General features: G+C 43.6%; 1 protein-coding gene. It reads right to left on the reverse strand.

Going from position 1 to position 1,228, the window contains the following annotated elements:
* The coding region (locus A9G36_RS06625) for a hemagglutinin repeat-containing protein (RefSeq protein ID WP_176701021.1) at positions 1 to 1,228 on the reverse strand (1,228 nt) is incomplete at both ends.

The following is a 1,228-nucleotide window of genomic DNA, read 5'->3' on the forward strand; positions in this document are numbered from 1 at the left end:
CCAATGATGTTGACATCATGGTTCGCTTTTAGCATCACATCATGACCTGCAGATACCTGACTGCCAATGATATTGATATCGCCGCTCTCTTTTTGACCATTGCCCGTCGCAATAATGCTGACGTTATTCCCCGCTGAGATGCCACTACTTACCACAGTGTGTTGCTCTTGGTTTACCGTGCGCTCGGTTTTTTCATTGCCAATACTAACATTAATCCCAATGGAGGCTTGTGGTGTGCCATTTTGTAAATTAGCGCCGCCCTCTAGCGCCGCATTACCCGCTTGTAACCCCGCTTTAATATTCATCAGCGCTTTGGTTTTTTCATTGGTCTGCTTTTTCGCTTGCTCTCGGGTTTGGTTGGCGTTGTAAATATCACTCACCGTGCCCGTTATCGAAATAGTAAGCCCTGATTTTTTGCGCTCATACTCTTCTTTATACGTCGTTTTCGCATCTAATGCTTCGATATTGACATTTTCGCCTTGTAATTTGATATTTTGCTGGGCGATGACATCACTGCCTTTAATACTTAGGTCTTTACCCGCTTGGATATTGACACTGCCTTTTGTACTACCTACAACACTGCCCACAAAGGCTTGTTCGGTATTTGTTTGTTTTAACGATTCGCTTTCTTTACCTGCCGTAAAGCCTATTCCACCACTGCCCATTAACCCGGATTTTTTGGTCTTGGTTTCGTGTTTTCGGTAATACGACTCTTCCGCTGCATCAATCGTGATATCTTTCCCTGCACCAAGACTCACATTGTGCGTACCTACCACTTCACTGCCTGTAACCGTTAAATTGTTACCCGCATTAATGTTTACCTTATCACCATAAATCCCGCTGCCTTTTTGGGTGATATTGTCGACCGCTATATCTTCAGTAATTGACCCCTTATTAAGCAACCCTTTCGTTTTGGTTTTGTGATGCTCGGTTAACTGTAAACGTTCTTGCTCACTGCCAATATCAATATCATGTTCGGCTAATAGGTTTACGCGCTTATCGCTCGATAGCTCTGCCGATTTCGCTAAAATATCATGTCCCGCAATTAAGTTTAGGTCGCCATGGGTTAAAATTTCACTGCCCACCGTTTCTTCAATATCAACCTTGCGGGTGTGATTTTTATTCCATATTGTGTCTTGATAGCTTTGCGTTTTTAAGGTCGATAAATTGATATCGTTCCCGGCAATGACGTTAGTGACGCCCTCTTCACCGCCATTGACCAACAAGG

The organism is Gilliamella sp. Choc6-1, assembly GCF_001690385.1.
GTDB classification, from domain to species: Bacteria; Pseudomonadota; Gammaproteobacteria; order Enterobacterales; family Orbaceae; genus Gilliamella; species Gilliamella apicola_A.